The 20,755-nt window shown below is 41.9% G+C and carries 19 protein-coding genes and 1 pseudogene; 13 read left to right on the top strand and 7 right to left on the bottom strand.

The annotated features are described in order from the left end of the window. The first annotated feature begins 515 nt into the window (after positions 1-515). Genes C2U43_RS19655 through C2U43_RS19645 form a run of 3 tightly spaced genes read left to right on the top strand, consistent with a single transcriptional unit; the run spans position 516 to position 4,134 of the window. The gene (locus C2U43_RS19655; protein WP_033811223.1) at positions 516-1,685 is read left to right on the top strand and encodes a hypothetical protein; all 1,170 of its coding nucleotides are present in this window, start codon (positions 516-518) and stop codon (positions 1,683-1,685) included. After that, on the top strand, positions 1,676-2,143 hold the full coding sequence (locus C2U43_RS19650; RefSeq protein ID WP_033811203.1) for a three component ABC system middle component: 468 nt from the start codon (positions 1,676-1,678) through the stop codon (positions 2,141-2,143). Before C2U43_RS19655 ends, C2U43_RS19650 begins: the two co-directional genes overlap by 10 nt. Beyond that, positions 2,140-4,134: a DUF3732 domain-containing protein gene (locus C2U43_RS19645; protein ID WP_033811202.1), complete on the top strand. Its 1,995-nt coding sequence runs from the start codon at positions 2,140-2,142 to the stop codon at positions 4,132-4,134. Before C2U43_RS19650 ends, C2U43_RS19645 begins: the two co-directional genes overlap by 4 nt. 447 nt (positions 4,135-4,581) lie before the next feature. Here the strand turns inward: C2U43_RS19645 and C2U43_RS19640 are convergent, their stop codons facing one another. After that, complete coding sequence (locus C2U43_RS19640) at positions 4,582-5,823, bottom strand: integrase (protein ID WP_033811201.1); 1,242 nt, start codon at positions 5,821-5,823, stop codon at positions 4,582-4,584. A 499-nt stretch (positions 5,824-6,322) separates the two neighbouring features. On the opposite strand from C2U43_RS19640, the gene C2U43_RS19635 reads away from it, so the two are divergent. From C2U43_RS19635 to C2U43_RS19610, 6 genes and pseudogenes are all read left to right on the top strand, one after another. Beyond that, positions 6,323-7,168, top strand: coding sequence for a DUF6387 family protein (locus C2U43_RS19635; RefSeq protein ID WP_001067211.1), 846 nt, complete (start codon positions 6,323-6,325; stop codon positions 7,166-7,168). Positions 7,169-7,450: 282 nt separating this feature from the next. Then, a complete protein-coding gene (locus tag C2U43_RS19630) occupies positions 7,451-7,657 on the top strand; it encodes a helix-turn-helix transcriptional regulator (protein ID WP_024130865.1) in 207 nt (68 codons plus the stop codon). Positions 7,658-7,678: 21 nt separating this feature from the next. Further along, the gene (locus C2U43_RS19625) at positions 7,679-7,993 is read left to right on the top strand and encodes a hypothetical protein (protein ID WP_089640396.1); all 315 of its coding nucleotides are present in this window, start codon (positions 7,679-7,681) and stop codon (positions 7,991-7,993) included. 282 nt (positions 7,994-8,275) lie between these two features. Next, positions 8,276-9,478 carry a tyrosine-type recombinase/integrase gene (locus tag C2U43_RS19620; protein WP_089640395.1) on the top strand — a complete coding sequence of 401 codons (1,203 nt, stop codon included), beginning with the start codon at positions 8,276-8,278 and terminating at the stop codon, positions 9,476-9,478. Further along, positions 9,471-10,781 (top strand): tyrosine-type recombinase/integrase, encoded by a 1,311-nt coding sequence (locus tag C2U43_RS19615; RefSeq protein WP_089640394.1) that lies wholly within the window; start codon positions 9,471-9,473, stop codon positions 10,779-10,781. The genes C2U43_RS19620 and C2U43_RS19615 overlap by 8 nt, the downstream gene beginning before the upstream one ends. Beyond that, positions 10,778-11,668, top strand: a pseudogene (locus C2U43_RS19610) (DNA-binding protein); the annotation flags it as partial. The gene C2U43_RS19615 and the pseudogene C2U43_RS19610, both read left to right, overlap by 4 nt. 142 nt (positions 11,669-11,810) lie before the next feature. Here C2U43_RS19610 and C2U43_RS19605 read toward each other — a convergent pair. The 6 genes from C2U43_RS19605 to C2U43_RS29845 are packed head-to-tail and all read right to left on the bottom strand — an operon-like array spanning position 11,811 to position 17,008. Beyond that, positions 11,811-12,791 (bottom strand): IS5-like element ISKpn26 family transposase, encoded by a 981-nt coding sequence (locus C2U43_RS19605; protein ID WP_000019450.1) that lies wholly within the window; start codon positions 12,789-12,791, stop codon positions 11,811-11,813. Between the two features lie 45 nt (positions 12,792-12,836). Next, complete coding sequence (locus C2U43_RS29435) at positions 12,837-13,115, bottom strand: hypothetical protein (protein ID WP_158654553.1); 279 nt, start codon at positions 13,113-13,115, stop codon at positions 12,837-12,839. Beyond that, entirely contained in the window at positions 13,115-13,603 is a 489-nt protein-coding gene (locus tag C2U43_RS19600) for a Mov34/MPN/PAD-1 family protein (protein WP_049238487.1), read from the bottom strand. The genes C2U43_RS29435 and C2U43_RS19600 overlap by 1 nt, the downstream gene beginning before the upstream one ends. Further along, entirely contained in the window at positions 13,596-15,470 is a 1,875-nt protein-coding gene (locus tag C2U43_RS19595) for a ThiF family adenylyltransferase (protein WP_049238479.1), read from the bottom strand. Before C2U43_RS19595 ends, C2U43_RS19600 begins: the two co-directional genes overlap by 8 nt. Beyond that, a complete protein-coding gene (locus C2U43_RS19590) occupies positions 15,463-16,617 on the bottom strand; it encodes a hypothetical protein (RefSeq protein WP_004114812.1) in 1,155 nt (384 codons plus the stop codon). The genes C2U43_RS19595 and C2U43_RS19590 overlap by 8 nt, the downstream gene beginning before the upstream one ends. Before the next feature lie 16 nt (positions 16,618-16,633). Further along, positions 16,634-17,008, bottom strand: a complete 375-nt coding sequence (locus tag C2U43_RS29845) for a hypothetical protein (RefSeq protein WP_123912595.1) — start codon at positions 17,006-17,008, stop codon at positions 16,634-16,636. A gap of 348 nt (positions 17,009-17,356) precedes the next feature. On the opposite strand from C2U43_RS29845, the gene hxsD reads away from it, so the two are divergent. Genes hxsD through hxsA form a run of 4 tightly spaced genes read left to right on the top strand, consistent with a single transcriptional unit; the run spans position 17,357 to position 20,754 of the window. Further along, a complete protein-coding gene (gene hxsD, locus C2U43_RS19585) occupies positions 17,357-17,629 on the top strand; it encodes a His-Xaa-Ser system protein HxsD (RefSeq protein ID WP_049238478.1) in 273 nt (90 codons plus the stop codon). Then, the gene (gene hxsB / locus C2U43_RS19580; RefSeq protein WP_049238477.1) at positions 17,629-19,017 is read left to right on the top strand and encodes a His-Xaa-Ser system radical SAM maturase HxsB; all 1,389 of its coding nucleotides are present in this window, start codon (positions 17,629-17,631) and stop codon (positions 19,015-19,017) included. Before hxsD ends, hxsB begins: the two co-directional genes overlap by 1 nt. Continuing rightward, positions 19,010-20,122, top strand: coding sequence for a His-Xaa-Ser system radical SAM maturase HxsC (gene hxsC / locus C2U43_RS19575; RefSeq protein ID WP_023323122.1), 1,113 nt, complete (start codon positions 19,010-19,012; stop codon positions 20,120-20,122). The genes hxsB and hxsC overlap by 8 nt, the downstream gene beginning before the upstream one ends. Continuing rightward, positions 20,119-20,754: a His-Xaa-Ser repeat protein HxsA gene (gene hxsA / locus C2U43_RS19570; RefSeq protein ID WP_075200726.1), complete on the top strand. Its 636-nt coding sequence runs from the start codon at positions 20,119-20,121 to the stop codon at positions 20,752-20,754. Before hxsC ends, hxsA begins: the two co-directional genes overlap by 4 nt. Position 20,755 lies beyond the last annotated feature (1 nt).

The following is a 20,755-nucleotide window of genomic DNA, read 5'->3' as shown; positions in this document are numbered from 1 at the left end:
ATAGCCACAGTCATCGTAGGTTGGCGGATTTTTTATCGTTGACAGAGACAATGATCACACTAGATATACTGTAGTAGGCGAGTGGTCACATCTCTCGCTCGGTCACCTGAGTTACTCTCCTTGGAAATCCGTTCACAGTCATATCGGCGGTTGAATCGCCACGGGTTTAACAGACACCTCAGAGTCATTTAAAATGGCTTAAAGAGAGGTTCACATGAGCAGTAAGCGTTATCCCTTTGATAGTTTTTAGAAGCTATCCCCTAGTAAATGAAAGCCCTTTGCGAACACTTGGTTTGCAGTGCTACTATTTGGTGGCGTCAATTGAGTTAATTGGTTATTTATCAGTTATATTGGGGTCTAAAACCGTCGCAGTTACTGTCTTTTTATATAGTATTTGAGACTGATCAAGTTGGTGGCAAAGTCTCAGTCGGCGTTTCCAGGAATATGGATCATCACGCTAGAGTGCATTCAGTGTAATGGTCGCTCTTGCCTCTGAAGTCGGTCATGGAATGTTTATGGATAAATTGTCAGAGAAATTGCCGTTTGATGCTTCGAAGCTTTTCGAAGCCCTTATGTATCAGTTAGTTGTTGCGCTTGAGTACTGCCATAAGCTGGAGAAGGGGAAACGCCTCTGGGTCGAGGTGTACGGCGATGTAACCTTGGAGGATGTGGCTCAGGTGGAGGTCAAGCTGTATGCCGATACCTTGAGAGATGGCCACCAGAACATCTGGAACACCTTGAATAATTGGTTGAATAAAGCGTTTGACCATAAGGCCTACGAAAGCCTGATACTCTTGACGAACCAGGAGTACTCACCCAAGTCCACCTTGACCGACTGGAACGGCTCCACCGCTGGCGAAAAGCTCGCTTTACTGCTTGCGATCTACGACGGTGCTGAGCAGCGCTTTGCCGCCTCCAAGGCGACGGAGCCATCGGAAACCCTGCAGTTGCAGCGGTCGGTCATGGATCTGGCAATCAGAGACGATTTGCTGGAGGTGCTGGAGCGCGCGGTATTCATCACCGGCTCACCTTCGCTCAACGAGCGACTCCATGCCTATAAGGTGGACAAACTCAGGGTCATACGGGAGTCGAAGCAGCAGACCTTCATGGATGACATCCTGGGCTTTATTGGGAGCTCGCGGTACATCAATACTGGCTGGGAGATCACCTGCGAGGAGTTCACCGCCAAGTTTGTTGATCTGACCAAGCTCTACATGAAACATTCGAGCATCTTTCCGGAGGTCGATACCGACGCTCTGAAGCAGAAGATTGATCTTGATGAAATTGCTGACCGGCCTTTCGTCCAGAAAATTCGAGAGATCGGTGGTGAAGCACGGATCAAGCAGGCCGCCCTGCAATTGCTCATTGCGGGTGAGGTCATTGATGAGCTGTATAGCGACAACTTGGCCTCTGAATTTGACGTCAAGCGCTACCAGAAAAACCACCTTGATCGTCATCTGGATGGACGCCTGAGTGCGATGGTTGATTGCATGGATGAGACCTGTCCCATCCAGTTGCGGCGCCAATCGCTGAAGTTCTTCTACAAGCAGCACGCCGAAACCGTGGTGCAGTTAAACACCTTTGAAGATACGACGGCGGACTTTCGAAACGGCATCTACCACATGCTGGCTGATGTGAAAACCGATGACGAAGACAAAACGTTTTACTGGAGACTATGGCCGTGAACCTGAACGCTGCCGACTACATCTATACCTTGCGCCGGACGCCATTTGCTCTCGCGCCCATCATCCACTCGTTCTATGACCACTGGGATCCGACAGAGAAGGACATCCTTCTTAGCTACCTAGTGCTGCCGCTAGTGACATACAAGCCCATGCATAAGTTCTTGAACTATGCCAAGAAAAACAGCTCATTGCGCACGCTGATGCAGGAGCCAAGCCGTGTTCTTGGCTTGGAGGCCAGGATCGAGGAATACAAGCCAATCACCCATGCTTCCCTGCTCATCCTTACCTCCGAGAAAAGCATCAAGGTCAATGACGACATGTCGGTGGAACCCCAAGGTAAGATCAGGGAAGAAAATGCTAATGCCCAGCTCATCAAGTACGCACGAAAGCTCGCTGTTGTGTTTAACGGTGAAAATGTTGTTTCTGTTTACAGGTCTTTGGGGTTGAAATCGCTATGAACTGCTATGTAAGGTTTATCGGCGTCGTTGACAAAGACGACCGGATTCATGCTGTGGAGTTTACTCGGGGTCTGAACATCATTACCGGGAAGTCTTCGACAGGTAAGAGTGCTATCTTGGAGATCTTCGACTATTGCCTGGGCAGCAGCGAAGACACTATCCCTGATGGCAAGCTGACCGAGCGTGGCAAGACATTTTTCACCGTCCTGCAATTCCCTACGCTGACTTTGGTAATAGGGCGTACAGCAGCTTCCAAACGCTGCTTCTTGCGTGAAGTCACTGGGACAGAGGCGGACAACATTCTTGAGCTCATGGGACACGTCGAATACTTCTTCGATGAACGACACTATATTCACAAAGATCAGTTCTTGAAGAGCCTGGGCAAGTTCTTCGGTATCACGATGGAGAACATTGATACAGACCCAATGTATAAGCAGGTCACGGGGGCCAAAGGTGCGACGCCGTCCGTGCGAAGCTTCCCGTCATTTATGCTGCAGCACCAGAATCTGGTCGCGAATAAGCATGCGATTTTCTACCGTTTCGATGAGAAGGTTAAACGAGACCAGGCGATCGACCACTTCAAGATTCTCATGGGGATCGTGAAGGAAGATTACTTTGATGTGTATAAAGATCTGACCGAGGCGTCCTATGAGCTTCGGCGTGTTGAGCTGAAAATACCGAAAGACGACAAAGCGCGAGAGATGGCCATCGCGAAATTCAACAGACTGCTGGATCAGTACCAAGCTCTTGCAGGAAAGCCCCTCTTCGACATGACGGCAGATGAAATTTTCCTCAAGCCAAAGGAAGCGCTCAGGCTTATGCTCGCGACCCCAGTTTTTGTGGATGGTCTAGCCGACGACTACGAGAAAACCCTCAACTCCTTGCGTGACCAGAAAGCCAAGCTTGTGGCCGAACTACGCTCAGCCATTGGCCGGCTGAACCTGCTGGAACGGTCTGTCGAGCAGGTCAAGGGGATCGGTACCTCGTATGCGTCACTGACAGTCCCTCGTTCCACGAGCTTTGATCACACGTTCTGCCCCGTTTGTGAGTCGCACTCCGACATTCCCGAAGATCAGGCGAACAAACTCACTCAGGCGATTGAGTGGCTCAATACCGAGTTGAGGCTTTCCTCCTACGCCCGAGAGAGCTTGGGGCAGGAGAGTCGTGATCTGAGAAAGGAGATCAAGGAAATTCGGCTGAAGCTGAAGAGCGTTCAAACCTCGCTCAAACCTTTCGAAGAGCATGATAGGCGGGTTGCAGAAGCAAGCTCGCTCGAAGATGCGCCGAAAAAGGCCAAGCTGTTACTTGAGATCGCTATCGATGAGTTCATCGAGAATCCGCCATCTGACCTCAAGAAGATTAAGGCGTATTGGGCAGAGCAGGTCAAGAAGTATCAGGAGCTTCTGGATAAGTATGACGTTGATATCGAGCTGGATCGGTTATCTCGGGATATCAACAAAAAAATGAAGGAGATCGGTCAGCGGTTCCATTTCGAGGAGACCTACAGGAAGGGCTCCCTGCGATTTGATATTAATACGTTTGACCTGTGGCACGAGAAAGAGGCGCACAAGAAAGTGTTTCTCCGCTCTATGGGCAGTGGTGCCAACTGGGTGTACTCACACCTCACCCTGTTTATGGCGCTACATTACCAGTTCGCTGCTTGGGGGGACAAATGTGCAATCCCCCCCATCCTATTTCTGGATCAACCAACTCAGGTGTACTTCCCTTCCAAGGATGAGGGCGAGGAGTTCGAAGCCGAGAATTTGCGGGCCGAGGACACCCAAGGTATAGAACTGCATGATGACATCGATGCGGTGTCGAACATGTTCACGCAGATGGCGCATTTCTGTGATGATACGGCGCGTGAGACGGGCGTGATGCCACAGATCATCGTCTGCGATCACGCCGATGGACTCAATCTCGGACAGGGCTACAACTTCAAGGATTTCGTACGGGCGAAATGGCGCCACCGTGGGTTCATTGCGGACTGACTGATCGCTATGGAGCAAATCGGTGGCTATGGAAGGTAGTCGAAAGCTCCATATCAAGAGAACAGCGGTGCGTCCCGGTCCCGAACCAGTCTGTAGTTCTGGCTTTCGGATTCAGAGTGGTAGTGTGCACTGCTCATCGTCCAGAAATCAGCCCGGTATTAAGCGCATTAGGTTACACGGTAAAGTCTGCGAATGGTTTTTTCCCGGTGATGGCGAGCCGATTTTCGAATAAGTAAAAACGGGTCATCCTTCGACCCATTTTACTGTCTAACAACCTGATTTCAGAAACGATAACTGAATCTGGATAGGCACGGGTTTAGCTGGCATATCAGTAAGCATCTTTCAATTTGGCAAAAAATACCAACTTCCGTTTTTGGCGCTTACGGGGATGAAATTTAAAGCCTCATTTAGCACTGTATTAAAGTAGGAACTGTTATTAGTTACCCGTCACCCTACTAACCTCATTCCTTTCATACTGCCCTCAATCATACTTCCACAATCAGCTGCCATCACAAAATCAGCCCACCATTGCATCATCGGGCGACGCTGTTCCAGGTAATCGCTGCGGTTATAAGCACGGCGAACCTCATTCTTATCCACGTGGGCCAATGCAGCCTCAATCACATCAGGCGGAAAACCTTGCTCGTTGAGAGCTGTACTGGCAATAGATCGCAAACCGTGTGAAACGAGGACCCCACCAAAACCTGCGCGTTTTAGCGATGCGTTTACGGTCTGACTGTTCATCGGCTGGTTTGGCTTGATGCGGCTGGGAAAGATAAATTCTCGATTTCCACTTAACGGCTTCATCATCTCCAGTATCGCAATTGCTTCATCTGACAATGGAACAGTATGGTCGCGGTTCATTTTCATGCGTGCTGCAGGAATCTTCCACTCTCGCGCTTCTATGTCTACCTCTTCCCAGAGAGCTTCAGCCGCTTCGGCAGGGCGGGTAATAGTAAGAAGTTGCCACATGAACAGGCAGCGTGTGGAAAGGCTAATGCTGGCTGTTCGCATTGTCTGCATCAGTTGAGGTAGCTGATCCGGTCGAATGCTGGGCATGTTCTTTTTCTGAGGCTTCTCGAAGGCTTTACCGATATTAACGCTGGGAACAGCATCAATAAGCCCTGTGTTTTGGGCGTAGATCATGACCTCATTAATGCGTTGGCACAGGCGACGAACGGTTTCCAGTGCTCCTCTGGCCTGAACTGGTTGGACGGCCTGAACCAGTGTGTGAGCTTTAATATCTGTAACGCTAACGTCGCCAATTGCAGGAAAGACATCTCTTTCAAGAGAGCGCCAGATATCGTCGGCATAGTCCTCTGTCACGCTGGCTTTCTTCACATTCCACCATCGTTCAGCCACGAGCTGGAAAGTATTGGTTTTAGCTTCAAGCGAACTGCGAAGTTGTTCTTGCTGATGTTCCTGTGGATCGATTTGTTTCGCCAGGAGAGAGCGTGACTCTGCCCGGTAGTTTCTGGCATCGGCAAGCGTAACTGACGGGTAGGGGCCAATGCTCTTTTTCGCTCGCTTCTTAGTGACGGGGCGAATGTAGCGAAACTGCCAGATTTTACTCCCGCTGGATTTGATAAGTAGCTCAAGGCCATCGCCATCATAGAGAACGTAGTCCGCTTCCTTGGGTTTAGCAGATTCGATTTCTTTAACGGATAGAGGTTTGGTTTGTCTTGCCATTGCCGGGTTTCCATAGTTTTAGGCACCTCAAAAACAATAAAGCTTTATGAGGTGCCTAACAAGGTGCCTAAAAGGTTCGGATTTAATTAGTTATCTTCGGACTTCGCGGGACAAATTGAGGGCACAAAAAAGCCCGCAGGGCTTGCGCCGTGCGGGCTCTTAGGACTTCATCGGATGACTCTGGTAATCACCGATGGAGAATTTTGGTGGGCTGGCGTCCCTGTAATTAGTTATTCAATCTACTGATTTATAGTTTTATTTTGACTTTTAATATTATGGGGGGTTCTAAAAAGGAACCATAAATCTTAATGGTATGACTTCTCACTATTAGCTGATTGGCAAATTGTATCAAAAGATAACAAATCCTCAGTTCAACTCCCAGTTGGTAGCTGAACTGCGTAAGAAGGATCTGCTTTCCACCGATTAATGTATACGGTAGTTTTTCAACATAACTGAATTGTACCCGTAGGGCAGTACCAGCATAGGTGGAGAATGAATTTTGAACAATTGGTCACCAGAGCATACAAAAGACATCAAGAGTTGGTTTAAGATTGATACATATCGCAAATTTGAAGACCTCTCATTGATCCAGTTCTACCATGAGATATGGGCCCGAAACTTGTTCTTTAAGGAATATCGAGAAGAGTTTGAGAGCAGAACTCTTATGGGTTACTTCTCAAAGATTTTCAGCGGCAACCCTTTTTTAATCGAAGAAGGGCAACTGGGGTACATGACTCCTGCTAACAAACTTTTCCAGCCTCCCCATTTTTTTCTAACAACCCTTGATCGCCTTGCTGAAACGAGCATTATTGCAATGCAACGTGGAGGTTTTCTTTGGCATGAAGGTGACAATTATTCTATAAACGCAGAGCTTCGAGAGGAATCACTTTCAGACATTATGCCAGATCAGTTTACACGAACAGTCATGTTCGAGATTGATTTGGCAAGTGGCACAGACGAAGAGATTGCAGAGTCGCTTAAAGCTGCATTACCGCAATGGCGTAAAGTTAAGGGTATTGATGAAAACCCATTGGAATCTGTTCGTTTTGGATACGGAACTATCAAGAAACTCATCAGCTATCGTGTAATACCTATGCTGGATATCCTGGTGTGGGCAGCCGTTAAAAAAATCCGTGTCTCTGACGACAGGTTATCCAGACTACTGTATACAGACGATGACGAAGAAAGCGAAATGAGGCAGTCTAGTCAAATCAAAGATACCGACAGGCCTTTGGCTCTTAAATCCTGCACAACTGACTTTATCCGACAATTCCATTACTTCATGAACAAAAATAGCCATTTGAAGCAAATGAAAGTCTCTGATGTAATGAAACTATCGGATTAGTGTTTTATCTATAACCATCTGTTTTTATTATAAAAAGAAAACCAAAAGCATCATCGTAAATGATGCTTTTTTTTTGCGATTTTTACTTTAAACCAGCCATTTTGCCACTTGCTATAAAACAGGGGAATTTCAGCTACTCTCAAGTTCCCCTGTTCTGTACGGCACCAACTTCGAGAAAACCATCCTGCATAGCAGCGAAGAATCTCCGTTTCAGGAGCTTCGCTCCTTTCTTTTCCCAAGTGTTCGTATAGTGACTTCACCGCAACGACAAGGGGAAACAAAATGAACAATCAAGCAACCCGCCTCATACGCCTACCAGAAGTTCTCGAACGAACTGGCTACGGAAAAGCATGGATCTATCGTCTGATCAACGATGGCAAGTTTCCTGCTCCTGTCAAAATTGGAAGTCGTGCAGTAGCTTTCGTTGAAAGTGAGATTGATGCCTGGATTCAGTCTGTAATCGAAACAAGCCGCAATAAAGTTGCTTAATTAAACCTGGGAGAGAATTTTATGAATATCGAAGAATTTGTGTGTGAAGATAACCATATGTGCAATTTAGGCGATGATCTTTTTTACAAGATCTTCAAACCCGGAGCGATTTACGATTTACCTAATAATGAATTTAACAGAAAGATTGTTTACTGGTTAAGCCAGTATTTAGTGGGGAATTTAAGAGAACCGTTAGATTCGATCTCTGAGCTTAATATTTTCGAACAGTTTTATGTGTATGAAACATGGTTCTCGCTAATTAAATGTCCCGTTGAAATGAGAAATCTTTCAAAGCGAGTAATTCAATATCAGATTGGGCTGAAAACTCTTTTGTAAAAGTGTAAAGTTTGGTCCCATATTTTGGCATAAAACCTTACAAAATAACTTACATAATTTTGGTTGCCGTTTATTAGCAAGGCAGTGAGATAGTTTTCGAAGTATTAGGTGTACATAATATTAACTAGATCTACCAGATGATAATTTGACAGGAATAATCGTCTATCTCACTGTTTTAATTTAACTAAATGACTTAATCGATTCAAATAAATTTGTAAATCTACGAAATGCTTATTATTAATATATTGGAATTATACTTTTTGTAAAGTTTAGGAGGAAAATATGCGTAGTATTTGTGTGGATTCTTTTATGTTCGAAAATGGTGAGAGATATTGTCATATTGTAAATAAAAATACTGGTGAACCATTGTATTATCCTAACTTGTATATAACAACACAGGTCAGGAATCGGTCAGAGTCTATATCAACAATGAAGGTTATTGCCGGTAGCATTTCATTGTTATATCGATTCTTTATGAGGAAAGAGATCAATATTGATGAAAGAATTCAGAAAAAGATATTTCTGGCTCCTCATGAAATTGAAGATTTGATTGAATTCACTTCATTCAATTTCCGAGATGGCGAGGATGATAATTTTAGGAGTTCAATTGTCAAAAAACCAACTAAGTACTTTCGGATTACAACCATAGCTAACTATCTGGAATGGCTGTGCAAAATACATCTTTCTCATACAGGGCAGAAGGATACTCTCAAATATATTTTAGATTTCATTAACAACATAAAACGAAAGAAACCGAGAAACAATGATAAATATAATATGGATATAGAAAAAAGCTTAGATAAAGAACAATTGGATTCTTTGTTTAGCACTCTTGCACCGGGTAGTAAATTAAATCCTTTTTCAGAAAAAGTGCAAAAAAGAAACAATCTAATATTCCTGCTATTATACTGCTTTGGCCTGAGAGCAGGTGAACTTTTGAATCTGCGAATTGGTGATATAGATTTTGCAGAATCGACAATTGCAATAAGAAGAAGAGCAAATGATAAAACAGATTCGCGAGTGTATCAGCCATTAGTTAAAACTTGTGAGAGGAAATTAATTGCTGATACAAAGCTCATGTTTGAAATTTCAGATTATATTATGAATGATCGAAGAAAGATAAAAAATTCTAACAAACATGATTTCCTGTTTATTACTTATAAGGAAGGAAAAACTCAAGGGCAACCTATTTCATTTTCTTCATATCACAAAGTGGTGAGTGTTGTTCGTCAATCCTCCTCACTTCTAGGGGGATTGACAGGTCACAAACTCAGACATACATGGAATTATGAGTTTTCGAAAGCAATAGACAAGAATCAGGACATATCCGATGAAAAAGAGCAACAAATCCGTTCTTATCTCATGGGATGGCGACCGGGTTCAGAAACTTCAATGATTTATAATCGCAGGCATATTTTTGAGCTATCGAAAAAAACTGCACTTCAACAACAAGAGCAACTATTCAAAGGAGAATTTGATGAATAATTTAATTAAATATAACTCTGATAAAATGTCTTTGCATGAGCATAAAATCGTCAGTTCGATTGAAAGCAATGGAATCAATCTTACAAACTTAATATATGCTATGAACGAAAATTTGGTTTGTGGATTTGTATATACAGTACAATATTATTTTAATAGCAACAGCTATTTGTATGTGAAAAATATTGTTAGAAATATGGAGAGTCTTATCTGTAAAGTATCTCCTACTCATATTGATGATAAGGTTCTAATTGAATATCAAAATAAGAAATTATCAAAAGCCCCAGCATCACTTCGCGTTTTACGACCATTTTTGATTAAATGGTTTGAGTTAGGAAATCCAGGAATAGATGAAAGTGCGGTAGAACTGTTAAAGCATTTGGACCTAAAGATAAAAAAATCTGGTCAGTCTGTGCTTCAAGATGATCCAACAGAGGGACCACTAACTAAAGAAGAACATACTTCTTTGATTAAGGCTATGAATCATGCATATAGAAAAGGTGAACTGTCACTGCCACATTATGCAATATCACTATTGATCAGCCTTACAGGTAGAAGACCTCAGCAGTTAGTTATGTTGAAATATAAAGACCTTCTTCAAAAGAACTTAGATAATGGCAAAGTAGAATATGTAATTTCAGTGCCACGAGTTAAACAACGGGGTAAAGAACTACGATATCGAGAACTTGCAATAATATCAGAGGTTGCATCAATTGTTCAATTGCAAGCTAATCAATCAGTGAAACTCGTTGAGCAAGCTCTTGGAAAAACTCTTGATGATTATTCTAAACGAGAAGTTCCTATTTTCTTAAATGAGGAAAAACTCTCAGATTTATCCATAACAGGTTCAATTCTTCTGGAATATAATAAATTATATGCGAAGCCTATAATTGCTAATGTAGCATTGAAAGGTGTTGTTAATAATGGGAATATAATATCCAACCGTACCGGTTCGATACTAAATATTACTCCTCGCAGGCTTCGTTATACAATAGCAACTATGCTGGCTAAGGATGGGCATAATGTTAATACTATAGCTGAGTTATTGGATCATTCCTCTACTTCAAGTGCGGGGATTTATATTAAAAATCATGCTGACAGTGTTGAAAGAATTGATTCCGCAGTTTCAGAACAGTTGTCATTTGTCGCTGATATTTTTATGAATGGAATCACTTCGAAAGAGAATTATCATATTAAGTTTTGCTCTTCAAAAAAATGCATAAGTCGGAACTTAAATAAAAATTTCCCTTGTGATAAATGTGCTTTCTTTAAGCCGGTTGATATTGATGAGGTAAATGTCAAATGAATAATATTATTTTATTTAAATCTAAAAAACAACTTACGGCAGAAAGCAACTATAATGAATTTATAAAGTTTTGTCGCTATCAACTGATCGGACTAACCCAAACTCAGGATTGGAACCAGTATGCCTGGAAAGGATATGTCACATTTAGAAAAATAGGGGTTGGAAATAAAGTCTTTGATTCCAATGATGCAATGCACGAAGATTATATCAATTTTGCGAAAGCATATATTAGATATCAACACTCATTGAAACCCTTGAAAAATTATGGGGCTACAATGATGGCCTTGAGATGTCTCGAACAGGCTCTTTTGCAAGTTCTGAACAGTGGTCTCATTTATAATGTTACAGCCGTTGTTTTCGATGAGGCAATGCAGATCGGAAGTAAATATTTTGAAGGTAACGTTTTGGCTAAATGTGGAATACAGCTTGAAAAAATATCAAAGTTTCTATGTGAACATAATCTTGTTAAGTCAGGATATATCTCATGGAAAAACCATGTGAAACAGAAAGTCAAAAATAATTACCTTCCTGAGATCGAGGATTATCACCGACGCGATAAGTTACCAGATGAAGAGGCATTACTCGCTATTGCTGATATTTTTTCTAAAAATGATGAGTTACTGAGCCCAAGGGATAAGTTCACCAGTTCAGTATTTGCACTTCTACTTTGTTGTCCGAGCAGAATCTCTGAGATTTTAGCCTTACCTGCTGATTGTGAGATTACACAAAAAGATGATAAGGGTGTCGAAAGATATGGTCTGAGATTCTATTCGGTTAAGGGGTATGGCCATAATATCAAGTGGATTCCACAGGTTATGATACCAGTTGCGAAGAAAGCGATTAGGAGACTGCTTTCCTTATCACAAAATGCAAGGGAATTAGGGAAGGTGCGAATAAGCAGGTCATTTCTTCCCAAGCTGACTCGCTGATTAAAATTTCGCGGATCTGGGCCGATTTTTTTCCCGCAAACACATCGAATCAGCCTATTTAGGCTATTTTTTCCACCATTTCTGGCGTTATTTCCGGTTTTTACTGAGATCTCTCCCACTGACGTATCATTTGGTCCACCCGAAACAGGTTGGCCAGGGTGAATAACATCGCCAGTTGGTTATCGTTTTTCAGCAGCCCTTTGTATCTGGCTTTCACGAAGCCGAACTGCCGCTTGATGATGCGAAACGGGTGCTCCACCCTGGCACGGATGCTGGCTTTCATGTATTCGATGTTGATGGCCGTTTTGTTCTTGCGCGGATGCTGCTTCAAGGTTTTTACCCTGCCGGGACGCTCGGCGATCAGCCAGTCCACATCCACCTCGGCCAGCTCCTCGCGCTGTGGCGCTCCTTGGTAGCCGGCATCGGCTGAGACAAATTGCTCCTCTCCATGAAGCAGATTACCCAGCTGATTGAGGTCATGCTCGTTGGCCGCGGTGGTGACTAGGCTGTGGGTCAGGCCACTCTTGGCATCGACACCAATGTGGGCCTTCATGCCAAAGTGCCACTGATTGCCTTTCTTGGTCTGATGCATCTCCGGATCGCGTTGCTGCTCTTTGTTCTTGGTAGAGCTGGGTGCCTCAATGATGGTGGCATCCACCAAAGTGCCTTGGGTCATCATGACGCCTGCTTCGGCCAGCCAGCGATTGATGGTCTTGAACAATTGACGGGCCAGTTGATGCTGCTCGAGCAGGTGGCGGAAATTCATGATGGTGGTGCGATCCGGCAGGGCGCTATCCAGGGATAATCGGGCAAACAGGCGCATGGAGGCGATTTCGTACAGGGCATCTTCCATGGCACCGTCGCTCAGGTTGTACCAATGCTGCATGCAGTGAATACGCAGCATGGTCTCCAGCGGATAGGGCCGTCGGCCATTGCCCGCCTTGGGATAAAACGGCTCGATGACAGCGGTCATATTCTGCCATGGCAGAATCTGCTCCATGCGGGAGAGGAAAATCTCTTTTCGGGTCTGACGGCGCTTAGTGCTGAATTCACTATCGGCGAAGGTGAGTTGATGGCTCATGATGTCCCTCTGGGATGCGCTCCGGATGAATATGATGATCTCATATCAGGAACTTGTTCGCACCTTCCCTAAGGTATCAACACATAGAGTCAGTGCCCCCAATGCTGATGCAATTGAGAAAATAAACTCTGCAGTTTTTTCCATTCTCTTATAGAAAATAGCAAAACCGAAAGCCAATAAAATTGGAGGGAGCAATAACCAATACTTAGACAAGAATTCGTTGTTGTATTCTTTTATAAGTATAATCGCCAAAAGTGCTAAAAACCCAAATATTATTATCCCTAACGAAATTTTTGTATAGCTTTGAGGCAATGAATTATTCATTAAAATTCTTCCTTATCTGGAATATGCTTGAAAGTATATAATTTTTTCCCATCTGCTGCTGATAAATAACAGTTGGAAATATTTTCTTTGTTTGGGACTATTAGCATGAGAAAAAAAGGTCTTGTATGACCTGATTTGATAAATAAATCATGGATACTTCGGATATCAGTTCCTGATGGGCTTGCCATGCTTTCGTTATGGGTATGCCAATCACCTAAGTAGTGAAAACCTTGCTTGAATAACGATATGATATCTTCTTTGGCTTTATTCTCATCTAACTTGAAATAATTTCTTTTCCTCAAATCAGTAGAGCCTGGTGTGGTTATTTTATTGATTTCAATCTCAGAATCATTGAGATTATTGGAAAATAGCATACCTCCTGATTCTTTACTAAAACAGTGGGTTTGACGATGAGAAAATAATTCATCTACTATGCTTTGGCTGATGCATATTTTGAAATCTAATTCGGTACAATGAAATTTATGCATCACTTTTTTCCCAATTAGAATTTTCAAAAATCAAAGGTATAATACAATCACCCTTTCCTGGGTTTCCGAATTGTGCAATCCATTTATCATTCCAGTTACCACCAAGTTCTAAAAGCTCTGCTTCTCTTCCTATGTAACTATATGCAAAAGATTTATTTGAAAAACGATCCATAATTAGATCTATTACCGTTCTTGCCGTTAGAGCATGTAAATTAGTCAAAGGGATAGCTCCGTATGGTTGGAACTCTCCGGCACATGCTGCTATTCTTTTACGAGTATTTTCTTTCCAGTAAGTAGCAGGATATTTTAATGCACCTATATTTTTGCCTTCTGTAATATGCCAACTATTAAAAGCATCAGAATCCACTTGGTTGACTATTACATGCCCCGCTATTGCATGAGCTTCAACAAATGCAAAGACAATAGCACCGAGAATGTCTTCCGACTGTCTTTTAATTAACTGCTGTTCAGTATTCCAATGTGCAGTGCAGCTTACTATAATATCGGCTTCTGCAATTTTTTTGTTATTCTTGGAATCTTCTGTCCAATATTCATTAAAAGCTTCTATATAGACATTTGGAAACTCTTCTCGTAGCCTTGAGGCAAGAGCTAATGCTTTATTTTTATAAACAGAATCAAATCCTAATAGATGACGAGAGGAGTTTTCACTCTTCATTAAATCATCATCCCAAAGCATCATTTTTCTAATGCCTGATTGAAGTAACAGTCTTGATACCGAAGATCCTACTGAACCACATCCGACGATAGCTACTTTATGTTCAGAGATTTTCTTGTAAGTTTTGTTATGCTCACGGCCCGTTAACCAAGAATCGTCAGAACGGTCTACTATAAGATTTTCTGTTTTAGTTTGGCCTATTCTATTTTTTAAAATCTTTCCATCGATGTAATTTCTATAACCATCTAATAAAGCTGTATTTCTGAATCGACCCCGACTAATACCTCTGGTATCAAAGCGGTCAGTGGCAAGATCACTAACTCCCTTAGGAATCTGTATTCCTATAATATTCATCCCAGAAGGAGTTGGGAATGAAATTAGAATTATTGGCTTGACATTGAACATATTAGCACAAGATCTTAAGATCAATTCAATAGTGCTTTCTGGATCTTCCTGTTGCTGATTTATGAGTTCAAAAAAATCCCTTGCAGTTTTGGGATACTGACTCGGATACCAGGCTTCATTGAAGAATATCAATGGAATTGAAACTACTTTAGAGAGTTGCTGTTGCCTTATTCGCTTATCTTTTGAATTACTTCCATCCGATTCTAATGGCAATATTTTTTGGTTTTCCAACCAGTTAATTAATTCTTTTTGTGTGTCAGAATATATTACTCCAAATTTCCGAGTCCGATAACCGAAAACCAACCTTGTGTTTTTATTTGTTAGATCACACAGGCTTATAAGTCGATCTATTTTATTACATTGATAAATCCAATAGTTCTGGAACTCATCAATAAAATCCTCATTTAAATCTCCATTTATTCCTTTTCTTAGCATTAGTATAGCATCGTTTAGTAAATCGACTGCATAGGTCATATCATTATGATCGATGATATAACTGTCAGGCCAAACACATAACTTGCCATCTTTTTCTAAGTGCGGGAGTTGGCAAACATCAATTTTAGGTGAGGAAATAAACACATCTGGAATGTCAAATTGACTAAGAGTTTTGTATCTTAGTTGCAATACAATAGGTTCATTACTAAATTCTAAATCAGTTACTAATTCCCAGGCACAAACATATTTATCGTTGAATTTTGATAATTCATTCGTAGAAACCTTCCTTGCACCATAAGGTGCAAGGATTGTGCTCAACTGATCTATCTTTTTACTAAGACAATCAGGCATAACCACCACCACCTTGTCTATTTACAGCAGCACTTGATGATTCAGCCATACCTAATGCAGATGCAGCAATTTTCTTAATACCGTTATCGGAAATTTCAATTTCTAACGGAATATTCTCTCCATTCTTTTTATGGTCTGACACACATAAAAACTGACCTTGCACATCGTCTACTATTTTTTCATATTCTTCTTTGGCTCGGTATGCTGGAGGATCTTTTTCGTCATTTTCAATTGTTTTAGAGCTTGAAATTATAAATGCTTTTTCTTTTGCTCTATTAAAAACTTCCATAGCTTTCTCGGAAGTTTTAGCATCATCTCCTTTTTTGCTTAAACTATCATGAGATAGACTATGCCAAGAACAGTGATGTGGTGCTTGTAAAATGTCATAATCTAACCATGACATAGAATATTTATTGGTTAAACGATCTCTAACACCTTCCCAACAAACGACTTCTGCATCACCACCACTTAAAAAGTGTGCAGTTTTATTGTCACCTTTAATTTCAAAATTTATTATCACGCTGGAATGATTTTTACCTAATTTATCTTCCAACTCATCAAGATCTTTCTTGGGTGAAGGACCCAATAAATGAGCTTCAAAATATGAAGAATAACTTTGATTAATCCAGCGGGTTGTTTGGTCTAATTCTAATAGGATACCTGGTATGTCGTCTGTTTTCCCATCTTCGTCTTTTCCTAAGACCAGAACTTGGTTTCCAACTCCATCCAAATAATTTTTTTCTTTATAAAGATTAACTCTTCTTTTAACTTCTTTATTCAAAGCTATTGCATCATCGCATAACGGATGATTTTGTGCATGGTGTCGCCTGAATACAATTGGACTTGACCAAATCTCATTTATAAAAATTTTATCGTTCTTCTCACTCCAATCTTCTGGTTTTCCTAAATGAAAGTGGTCAGCCACCCCATCACAATGATCTGAATCAGGGTGAGTCCAAATAAAAAGATGGACAAACAAACGGCCTTCGTTATTTCGAGGAAGCTTTTCTCTGAGTTGGGTGCGAACATCAGGATGTTCTTCACCATCCCTGATGCGACAATCTATTAAAATATTTTTATCATCTTCCGTTTGGATGAGGGTCATATCCCCATTCCCAACAGGAAAGAAGCATATCTTTGCTGACATATCATATCCTTTTTAATTATTTCTGATCGGAATTATCACCCGATCTTGCTGTGCGAGATTTTTCAATCCCAAAAATAGCCATACCAACATCTTCAATTTTGCCAACGAACTTATCGACATTCAACCCTGCAAAGAAGGCAAATGCCATATATCCGTAGTCACCACCACTGCCATTTTGTGATGCATCTAACACTATTAATCCAGCTTTAAGGAATAGATAAGCCACTACACCGCAAATGCCACTAACGATAGGTCTTAATACATACCAAACATGCCAACGGTCATCCCAACAATTCCTAACGCATTTGTTTAGATATACTCCACGAATGCAGTAAAGAGTTCCACCAAGAACACCTATCAATCCACAACGAATCATGAGCTTCTTACTCATGATCCATTCAGGGAATACATCGCCCTTTACTAATCCTGCATACACAAGCACAACAAGTAAGAGTAATGTGAAGAGATAACCGATTATCCTTTTCATATGTAGCCTATAAGTAACTTTTGAAGAGGTTTTTATATTTATTCATTTTAGATCATGATCTTAGATTGTCTAGAGAAGTACTGCTGCATCATGTGAGTGCTTGATTCGATTAATTTCTAGTTGAACTGAATCTCAGAATTTTGACATACTCAGTAACATGTTTTGAAAGGTGTTATATCATTAATCTATAAAAAAAATCCCTAAATGGAATAAGTTTCTTTCCGTTATTATTTCTTTTGGAAGGTAATGGCGATGTGGGAAAAGATATTACAAAAAAATCTTTATTCTGAATGGGTTATCCGAAACACCCTATACTGGATGACTCCTGTAAGTCCATGGAAACTTGAAGAAAACATATCCTCTTGGATTATCTTCTTTGAGATAAGTGGCCCTGAATGTGAGTTTGAATTCGGAAGGCTGTTAAACGATTTTAGCCTCCGCGAGAAACTTCATCATCAAACCGGTCAATTGCGTGATGCCATTGTCAGCAAGGTTCTCCGAAGCATAGATGACAGGCTTGCATAATGATACTGATGCCTTTCAACTTCGACAGGATGCCTGACGGCCGGGTATTCATCAGTAACCTCGCTGGCTTTCATCATTTTTTAGGAGAGCAGGAATTTCTCGATCTGGTAAACGGTCACATCAGTCAAGAACAGTCCTCATCGCTTGAAAGCAAACTTTTCATTTGCGGAGATGAATCTTCCTCCGTTACCCCTTATGCACTAAGTTCGGCTTTTGCCAAACGACTCATGAATGAACTGGCGATCAGGCCAATCTTCATGATTGTACCTACTCTTCGTTGTGATCATACTTGCAAATATTGCCAGGTCAGTAGGGCATCGGTCACCGCTGATGGTTATGACCTCAATCCTGAACTGATACCGCAAATTGTCAGCACCATAAAGAAACTAGGTACACCTCCCTACAAGATAGAAGTACAGGGCGGTGAACCACTTCTCAGGTTCGATCTTGTTCAGTCAATCTATCACGAGTGTGAGATTTCATTGGGTAGTGATGCTTTTGAAATGGTGATTGCTACAAGTCTGTCATTACTCGATGAAAGCATTCTCTCATGGGTTAAAGAGCGGAATATCACCTTCTCGGTCTCGCTCGATGGGAATGAAGCTGTCCATAACAAGAATCGCATCCTTACTGACTTTCAAGCTCATAACAAAGCAGTAACTGGTATTCGGAAAATCACAGAAGAACTTGGCGCAAACCGGGTAGCTACGGTTACCACAGTTACTAAGGAGCTGACTAAAGAGCCAGCTTCCATAGTAGATGCTCATTTGTCTCTGGGTCTTACAGACATGTTTATCAGGCCTGTTAGTCCTTATGGGTTTGCTCAGAAGCAGAGCTTCACTTTTTCAATGCCAGAGTATTTTGCTTTTTATAAAGAGTTGATGCAGGAAGTGTTGATTCAGAATGAAAGGGGAATACCTGTCATTGAGCACTCGGCTGCTATTCATCTCAAGCGAATTTTCAATCCAGGCTTCAGTGGTTATGCAGATCTAAAATCGCCAAGCGGAGTTGTGCTGAACTGCATCCTGTTCAATTATGACGGTAAAGTCTACGGTAGTGATGAAAGTCGTATGCTTCAGAAAGTAAACCCGGAAGCAGATTTCAGTGCAGGAGAGTTTGCCTCACTCTCATTCAGTAGCAACGAATACTACCGTTCCGCTCTCTCATCTTCATTTAACTTCGCCATGCCAGGTTGTGACACCTGTGCATACCAGCCTTTCTGTGGAGCAGATCCTTGCCAGAACATTAGTGTTCATGGCGAACCTGTTGGTGACAAGAGTCGTTCTACTTTCTGCCAGTATCACAAAGGCATGTTCCGCTTCCTTCTGAATGAAATCTCTCAGGATGGACCGATGGCAAAGATGCTTAAAGGGTGGGCTTATGTCTGAGGTGCTGAGAAACGACATTTTCAGATTTACGGCAGATCTGCCAGTTCAGCAAGGTTTCTATCGCTTGTGCAAATCTAAGCCCGAAAATCCTCAATTCTATCTGCCAAATTTACTGGTCAGTGAAACTCAACTTGATTCCAGACTTCCTGCATATTTTGCAGACTTCGTTGTGAGCACTGATCTTTTCAATTCCATAGAAGATGGTGATATAGGGATTGTTAACAATGGCAACATGATTAGGGTGATTTTGTCACGGAGAGCAAACCATAACACTGTTCTGGTAACTGAAAGGTGCAACAACCGTTGCCTTTTTTGTTCTCAGCCTCCTAAGACAGGAAACGATGACTGGCTTCTTAACCAGTCAGCACTTGCCATCGCCTCTTTCTCCCTGAATGGTGTAGTAGGAGTGAGTGGGGGAGAACCTCTACTGTATGGCGAAGATTTCTTGCAATTTCTGGACTTCATAATCGAAAACTCACCTGAGACAGCTTTGCATGTTTTGACCAATGGACGAAAGTTTGCAGATGTCAGTTTTACTCAACAGATGAAAGAGCGAAGCGAAAAGCTCAAAATAACTTTCGGTATTCCGCTCTATTCTTCAAGGTCGTCAGTTCATGACTATCTGGTTGGAAGCGAAGGGGCATTTGATGAGACAGTTATGGGGCTTATCAATGCCGGTAACTCAGGGATCAACATTGAGTTAAGAATCATTCCGACACTGGCTAACTATATGGAACTGGACAAAATCATAGAGTTCGCTGGTCGCGTGTTTTCCAATATCAACCAGATTTCTCTTATGGGGTTAGAATCTATCGGCTGGGCACGTAAAAACTGGTCATCAATCTTCATTGAGCATGATAGCTATAGTGAGAAAATTCTCTCTGCCATAGGAACAGCACAAAGGTCAGGTATCACCCTAACAATCTTCAATTACCCATTGTGCCATCTTCCTGAAAGAGCTTGGGGATTTGCTACTCAGTCAATTTCTGACTGGAAAAATTACTACCCCAAAGAATGTGATGAATGTACTCAGAAGTCTTCCTGTGCTGGTTATTTCAGTTCATCAAAAGGCCGTTTTCATCAACCACCGAGACCAATTTTATGAAAAAATTTAATTTCGCTGCTCTGCTTCCGGGATTTTTAGCACTCAATAATTCTGTATGGGCAAGTGATTCCTCCACTGGTGCAAGTGATTTGCCCGGTATGACTCTTAATGAGCATGATTTAGTTATAGCTCCACTTAACACGGAAGTACCTTTCTACATTGCAGGGCATCGTAGTCATAGCTCCCATCGAAGCCATAGTTCTCATAGATCTTCGTCTGGTGGTGGGTACTATGGTGGAAGCACTCCTTATTATCCTAAAACATACAGTTCACCAAGCTCATCAGGCTCATCCACTTCAGGTACAAATTCGCCATCGTCTTCTTCATCTGTTCGTTCGCTTCGCTCTAATGACACCGATGCCTCTACGACCACAAACTCTGCTGGAATGAATGGAACTACTCGTGCAAGTAGTGGGCTGGCTTCTGATACTGAAAAGCGTAAGCGTTTGATCATGCGAGTGCAGTTCGCATTACTGGATAAAGGGTTTTATAACGGCAATATAGACGGAAGTATGGGGCCTGCGACACGAACTGCTATCAAAAATTACAGAGTTGCATATGGGCTTCCTACTCCAGTAAGAGAAACATTAGATTCTCAGTTATTGAACTCTTTGAACATACTGGCTCGTTAAA

Source organism: Citrobacter freundii complex sp. CFNIH9 (assembly GCF_002903305.1).
GTDB classification, from domain to species: Bacteria; Pseudomonadota; Gammaproteobacteria; order Enterobacterales; family Enterobacteriaceae; genus Citrobacter; species Citrobacter portucalensis.
This window is presented reverse-complemented; position numbering and strand designations above follow the sequence as displayed.